The sequence below is a fragment of the Zhongshania aquatica genome (genome assembly GCF_027257955.1).
Taxonomy (GTDB): Bacteria; Pseudomonadota; Gammaproteobacteria; order Pseudomonadales; family Spongiibacteraceae; genus Spongiibacter; species Spongiibacter aquatica.
In genome coordinates, this window is the sequence record NZ_JANZNQ010000055.1 from 1 (window position 1) to 6,485 (window position 6,485).

The 6,485-nt window shown below is 46.1% G+C and carries 7 protein-coding genes; 5 read left to right on the top strand and 2 right to left on the bottom strand.

Going from position 1 to position 6,485, the window contains the following annotated elements:
• Positions 1-1,202: efflux RND transporter permease subunit (locus tag O9X78_RS20200; RefSeq protein ID WP_269621513.1), on the top strand; the 1,202-nt coding region annotated here is incomplete at its 5' end.
• 93 nt (positions 1,203-1,295) lie between these two features.
• Positions 1,296-1,616, top strand: coding sequence for a P-II family nitrogen regulator (locus tag O9X78_RS20205; RefSeq protein WP_008250279.1), 321 nt, complete (start codon positions 1,296-1,298; stop codon positions 1,614-1,616).
• A gap of 106 nt (positions 1,617-1,722) precedes the next feature.
• Here O9X78_RS20205 and O9X78_RS20210 read toward each other — a convergent pair whose 3' ends face one another.
• Positions 1,723-2,757: a DNA-binding protein gene (locus O9X78_RS20210; protein WP_269621514.1), complete on the bottom strand. Its 1,035-nt coding sequence runs from the start codon at positions 2,755-2,757 to the stop codon at positions 1,723-1,725.
• A gap of 262 nt (positions 2,758-3,019) precedes the next feature.
• Here O9X78_RS20210 and O9X78_RS20215 point away from each other — a divergent pair, with 262 nt between their 5' ends.
• Positions 3,020-3,970 (top strand): site-specific integrase, encoded by a 951-nt coding sequence (locus tag O9X78_RS20215; RefSeq protein ID WP_269621515.1) that lies wholly within the window; start codon positions 3,020-3,022, stop codon positions 3,968-3,970.
• A gap of 7 nt (positions 3,971-3,977) precedes the next feature.
• On the opposite strand, the gene O9X78_RS20220 is transcribed toward O9X78_RS20215, so the two are convergent.
• Positions 3,978-4,235, bottom strand: coding sequence for a helix-turn-helix domain-containing protein (locus O9X78_RS20220; protein ID WP_255558595.1), 258 nt, complete (start codon positions 4,233-4,235; stop codon positions 3,978-3,980).
• Between the two features lie 67 nt (positions 4,236-4,302).
• Between O9X78_RS20220 and O9X78_RS20225 the strand changes: the two genes are divergently transcribed.
• Together O9X78_RS20225 and O9X78_RS20230 are read left to right on the top strand one after the other, a co-directional pair.
• Positions 4,303-4,842 (top strand): VspR family transcription factor, encoded by a 540-nt coding sequence (locus O9X78_RS20225; RefSeq protein ID WP_008250943.1) that lies wholly within the window; start codon positions 4,303-4,305, stop codon positions 4,840-4,842.
• 4 nt (positions 4,843-4,846) lie between these two features.
• Entirely contained in the window at positions 4,847-6,271 is a 1,425-nt protein-coding gene (locus O9X78_RS20230; RefSeq protein WP_269621516.1) for a DEAD/DEAH box helicase, read from the top strand.
• The last annotated feature ends 214 nt before the right edge of the window (positions 6,272-6,485 follow it).

Consider the following 6,485-nt stretch of genomic DNA (forward strand, 5'->3'; position numbering starts at 1 on the left):
TAGAAGATATCCGGCAAAAACTGACGCTCATTCCCGGTAACGCGTTCGAGATCAGCCAACCGATACAGCTTCGCTTTAATGAACTGATTTCAGGTGTTCGCTCAGACCTAGGCATTAAGATTTACGGTGACGATCTAGATCAGTTATTGAAATCAGGTTCTGAGATTGCAACGGCGCTTAACGGAGTTGAGGGTGCTGAAGGCGTCAAAGTAGAGCAGGTTTCTGGTTTACCTATATTGTCCGTTGAAGCCAATCGACCAGCGCTCTATCGCTACGGCCTTAATGTCGCCGATGTCCAAGAGGTATTAGCTGCTGCGACAGGTGGCGAAGAAGCCGGATTAATCTTTGAGGGCGACCAACGGTTTACCATCGTTGTACGGGTAGCGGAGGAAATCCGCAACGACTTGCGAGCGCTAGAACAGTTGCCGATACCACTCCCGCAAGGAGGCTACGTACCACTCAATGAAGTCGCCACGCTCACGCTGGCACCGGGGCCGAACCAAATTTCCCGCGAAAATGGTAAACGTCGCCTGGTTGTGAGTGCCAACGTACGGGGCCGAGATTTAGGTGGCTTTGTCGCCGATGTGCAAACTCAAATTGAACGAGAGGTGACCTTGCCACCCGGCTATTGGCTGGAATACGGTGGTACGTTTGAGCAACTCCAATCCGCAACGGAGCGGTTAAGCCTCTTAGTACCCGTGACACTAGTCATGATTTTTGCCCTACTCATGATGACCTTTGGTTCTGCGAAAGATGCGGCACTCGTATTCAGCGGTGTGCCACTTGCGCTAACTGGCGGTGTCATTGCGCTTTGGCTGCGTGACATCCCCTTGTCTATCACCGCAGGCGTTGGCTTCATTACGCTATGCGGTGTTTCGGTACTCACCGGCGTAATGATGGTCTCGGCGTTTAGAGATCGGCTGGAACAGGGTGATGATATCGATCTATCGATCAAAGAAGGCGCGATGTTACGGCTACGGCCGATATTAATGGTCGCATTGGTAGCCGCGCTCGGATTTCTGCCGATGGCCCTCAACACCAGCACGGGTGCGGAAGTGCAGCGGCCACTCGCGACGGTGGTTATCGGGGGAATCATCTCCTCTACCCTATTAACCCTACTGGTTTTGCCCGGTTTATACCGTATGGCTTACCGCAAACCAAAAAACATCCCTGAGAGTGATGAGAGTCAAATGGCATCTTAATGCTTTACCGTCTGGCCATAAGGCTGTGCATTACTTATGGCCAGACAAATCCACAACCATAAATATCGCTCTACTAATTCATGGAGTACCGTTATGAAACAAATCAAAGCATTTATACACCATGTCAGATCCGCCATTGTAGTTGAAGCATTACGCGATGCCGGCTATAAAAATCTAACCCTGCTAGATGTAAAGGGGACGCTAAAACCACTTAGCGAATCCGAACAATCGTATTCAACAGATGCTGGTGTTGTTATTTCTGAGGTTCGAATCTCACTAGTCTGTGAGGATTCTCAAGTTGATGATGTCACTGGCATTATTCGTACGGCTGGAAGAATTGGCCCACATATCTCCGGCTGGGTTTATGTTAGCCCCATAGAGCAAGCACTGCCTATAGGCGGGCCGGGTAGCTAACAGCGAGATTCGCACCCAAAATCAACTAAATTTTAACTCCGTAGGCAATCATAGGCTTTTCAATCAAAGCCCTGAAAACTGCTTACGGAATTATTCGAGCGGGAAATTATTTGATGTGATTGTCCGGGACGTTATCAGTGATTACCCCTGTGGCCCCAGCGATAAGTTGATTAATTACGTCATTTTTAGCACTAACCCCAGCCTCCAACATAGCTATTTTAACGATTGAAGCCTGTTGTTTGGACTGCAGATCTCCATATTCTTGACTCAATTTACCGTTTTCTACAGAGTAGGATTCAATTTGTTCTCGGGAGTTGCGTAACTCGATATTTAGTGACTGCTCAGACAATGCTAATGCCTTTACTCTGCTCTCAAGTTCATTTTTCTCGGATGTCAGGAGACTTAGTGCTTTTTGAGCGGCGCCAAGCTCCGAGATAAAGCGTGAATTATCCTTGTTTAGCTGCGTGATATCGGATTGCTTAAGCGACAAAGTTTGATTTAAAACGCGATTTTCTGCGTGTAACTGTTGGACTTGCTGGTCGTGCCTGCGTTGATCTTGGTCGCGCTGCTCCTGAACTGATTGCCGATAGTGTTCAAGGGCCTCACGATTGTGAAGATGCTTTTCCTCCAGCGACTCAATTTGGGTCTGTTTTTCCTTGAGTAATGCTGTCAGTTTTGATTCGGTTTGTTTTGCTTCGGCCGCATTTTCTGCAGAATGAGTCAGTGCGATATCCCTACCTTTTAAATCAGTTTCTAAGCACTCTAACATTTGTAATTGCGAAGCATTTTGTTTGCTCAGTACGTCTAAAGCCTGCTCTGACGCACTATTTTTTGAGAGAAGGTCCTGTAATTGTTGTTCAAATTTATCTGCTTGCTGCTCAACGATAACGTTCGCCTCCTCCCTTAATCCTGCGGCCAAACGTGTAATAAGCTCCTTAATAGGCTTACTGAGTAGCTCAACATCGTCCATTCTGGTGGCGGACTCTTCTTCTAATTCTTTGAGGTATCGATGAATAGTGGACTTAGAACCGGTGTTGCCAAGTGCGATCCGTATCGTATCTATGGAGGGGTTTTGCCCTTTTTTAAGCACTTCCTCCCGCGCTTTTAAGACCAATGCTTTGTTGATTCCACCCCTAGCCATAAATCATCTCCAGTAAATATCGTACTGTATTACGTATCATGTATATACATACTATATTATAGCTAACGCTATTCGCATGATAGTGCTTTGATGACATTAAATAAGGGAGACTTATTTAATGTCATAGCAAAAAAGCGTAATCTTGAAGCTCTTTTCAGTACAGAATCGGCGTTGGCTCGGTAATCGTGGTGAAGACATGCAGGAGTAGGCCGCCACACGCACGACATTTCTCTGGATAAACCGCCACTGTATAAGGCACCTGATGACCAACCCCACTGACAGATACATTCATGCCGCGACACGCGAAAACACTCGAAAGAGTTACCGCGCAGCAATAGAGCACTATGAAGCTGTATGGGGTGGCTATCTGCCAGCGACGGCAGATAGCGTCGCGCAATACCTCGCACACTACGCACCGACTTTGGCTATCAACACCCTAAAACTGCGTTTAGCTGGACTTGCTGCGTGGCACAATGATCAAGGCTTCCCCGACCCCACCAAATCACCGTATGTCAAAAAAGTGCTCAAAGGCATAGCCGAACTACACCCACATACCGAAACACAAGCGAAGCCGCTCAAGCTTGAAGACCTCAACAGGGTCGTATCGTGGTTCGACGAGGTATTGAGATCTGAGCCATGCACACGCCCACGCCGCCTGACGGTAGTACGTAACAAAGCCTTATTTCTTATTGGTTTTTGGCGGGCGTTTCGCAGCGATGAATTAACTCGTATCAACATTGAGAACGTGAGTGTCGTACCTGAGAAAGGACTTGAAATATTTCTTCCGCGGAGTAAAACAGATCGTAGCGCGCAAGGCCGCGTTGTTCGTGTACCCGCATTGCTACAACTCTGTCCAGTTTCAGCTTACCTAGATTGGGTTAGCGAAGCGCAGTTACGAGAAGGCCCCCTCTTCCCTGGAATCAATCGCTGGGGGCACATCAGTGAAAAATCACTTCACCCGGCCAGCGTCATTACAATTATTAAGCAGAGTTGCACGCTTGCAGGCATTCCCGACGCAGATGAATACAGTAGTCATTCATTGCGGCGTGGATTTGCGAGCTGGAGCAATACTCAGCAATGGGATATAAAGGCATTGATGGAATATGTAGGCTGGAAAGACGTTAAGACGGCATTGAAATATATTGAAGCTGACGATCCTTTTTTAAGTCAAATCAACAAAAGAGGACTCAATTTACCTGATAGCAATATGTAAGCCCCAACTACACGAGTTTTGATGTCTTCAAAGAGTTGATCATGACGTCCATACCCTCATGAGGATCGGCACCAATAACTTCACAGTATTCAATGAACTCTGACAGTTCAATTTTTCTGCGATCCTGTTCCATTTTTCCTAAAACAGAATGATGCCGCCCCATCATCGCCGATGCCGCACGTAGCGACAAGCCGCTATTCTCCCGCTGCTGCTTCAGCCAAGCTCGCAGGTTGTCGTAGTGAATAGTGTAGGGAGATGGTTTCATTGTCTCGATGATAGAGACAATGTAGAATGTCGCGAAATTCGAGACAGAAAAGACGGCATACTGCTTCATGAAAGACATACAAATTAAAGATGCACTTCTTCATGTTTTGAAAAACATGTCAGACACACCATTCACCGTTGCTCAGTTGACACAAAAGTATCTCAATCATCATAAGACCCAACACAGCTCAAAAAAGGCAGCGCGGCAATATGTCTATCGTAAAATGAAATGCTTGATTGAAAATGACCAACTGATCAAGTTGCCAGAGGTTAATGGCTGGCCACGTTACCAGTTAACATCAGAATTTCTAGATGTTTCAGTGGTTCGTCTTGCTAATGTAAAAATAACAGACAACGTTAAAATCCCTCGACAATCCACCGTGGCTGCCCATCGACATGTTTCTTCGCTAAAAGAAAAGCTCAGCCGTTATAGATCTGAAATGCTTTGCGCTATTGGCGAATCTGAAGAATACAGCGCGCTTTGCAATGAACACCCTGATCTACGTGAGAGCGCACAAGACTTGTATAACCAGGCTCGTGAACGCAGCGCCACGCTGCTTGGCAAAATGAAAGCACTTGAAAATATGCTTTCCCAGTATGCAGGGTAGCATCATGCAACTTAGACGATGGCAACACGAAGCAGTCAAAGCTGCTCTAACGAAGTATGAAACGGAGCACCCGCACTTTCTCTGCTTAGCGACACCAGGTGCCGGGAAAACATTCATGGCATCAAGAATCGCCAAAGAATTGATGGATTCAGGGAAAATTGATTTAGTTTTTTGTTTTTCACCCTCAGTCAATGTCGCGACATCATTCCAAGCGTCAATTGAGTCACAATTAAAATGTAAATTGGATGGATTACTTGGCTCAAAGGGTCGATCCCTTACGTATCAGTCAATGCCCAGCCAAGACCTCTCTTTTTGGTCTCTCCTGTCTCAATACAAAACATTGGTTATTTTTGATGAAATACATCACTGTGCTGGCGACAATTTGGACAACGCAAATGTCTGGGGTCAAAAAATCATCCAACATATTCAAGGGGAGGCAGATTATACGCTCGCTCTATCAGGTACGCCTTGGCGCTCAGATAAAGTCCCCATCGCGCTCTCAAGTTATTGTGTAGATGGAGTTATACAGTGTGATTATACCTACGGATTAGAGAGAGCAATTCAAGATGGTGTATGTCGAATACCTAAGATCATCGCCATAGACAATGACGAGATCACATTATTATCAGGTGACGAGAGGGAGCGCTATAGTTCATTTGCAGAACTCCTTAAGCAATCTAAATGCACCTACCAGCAACTTTTAGATAGTTCTGACTTGATTACCTATATGATCAAGATCACTGCAAAAAAAATTAACGAGGTTAGAAAAAGGCAACCTAACTCAGGAGCCTTGGTCGTCGCGGCAACAGTCGAGCATGCGATTAAAGTCGCCGAGATTATAAAGCGTGATACCGGAGATTCGGCCCGTGTAGTGACGTATTTACACGATGGCGCACAAGATACCATTCGAGATTTTCGAGAAGCTAATGACAAGTGGATCGTTTCTGTAGGCATGATTAGCGAAGGTACCGACATCCCTCGTCTAAAAGTATGCTGCCACCTTACGAGGGTGAAGACAGAATTGTATTTCAGGCAAGTTTTAGGACGTATATTGCGGTCAACGGGTGTTGAGAAGGATGAAGGATTTTTATTCATTCCGGCCGAACCAAATTTAGTCGAATACGCAGAACGAGTTGTTGAAAACATACCCGACGCTAACACCATAGCCATTGAACTTATGACTGGAGGCATTACGGCCAGCGATGAACCTGCTCAACCCCCGTCGCTAAGCGACAAAGAGAAAGAACAGAAGCCAATAGAGGAAGCTGTTTCCCCTATTGATCTAACTTCTGACGGCGGACTGATAGAGTTTTCAGATTTACAACCACTGACCCTGGCTGAGTCATACGATGCATCGATCGGCTTATTTGGACGATTTAGGCAGGAAATAATAAATCTATCGATGCGTGATTTTCCGATCGAGACCTAGCTTAGGCGGTGAAAGCGAACAAGGACATTCCTGCTACACGAGCACAGTTGTACCGCTAACTATATTTACATCGGTATTATCTGTAGGAGCTCAGACTTGATCTGACAGTTACCCGTTTTTTTGCCGGTGTCTGCCAGTTTAGATCTGAGCTAAATTCTTCTCAGCCCAGATCGTTTTACCATCAAGTAAAGTTGCCATTGGCGTTCTGCCGCAG

Coding starts and splice junctions, on each gene's coding strand:
- O9X78_RS20205 (WP_008250279.1), top strand. CDS start 1,296: ATGAAACAAATCAAAGCATTTATACACCATGTCAGATCCGCCATTGTA.
- O9X78_RS20225 (WP_008250943.1), top strand. CDS start 4,303: ATGAAAGACATACAAATTAAAGATGCACTTCTTCATGTTTTGAAAAAC.
- O9X78_RS20215 (WP_269621515.1), top strand. CDS start 3,020: ATGACCAACCCCACTGACAGATACATTCATGCCGCGACACGCGAAAAC.
- O9X78_RS20230 (WP_269621516.1), top strand. CDS start 4,847: ATGCAACTTAGACGATGGCAACACGAAGCAGTCAAAGCTGCTCTAACG.
- O9X78_RS20210 (WP_269621514.1), bottom strand. CDS start 2,757: ATGGCTAGGGGTGGAATCAACAAAGCATTGGTCTTAAAAGCGCGGGAG.
- O9X78_RS20220 (WP_255558595.1), bottom strand. CDS start 4,235: ATGAAACCATCTCCCTACACTATTCACTACGACAACCTGCGAGCTTGG.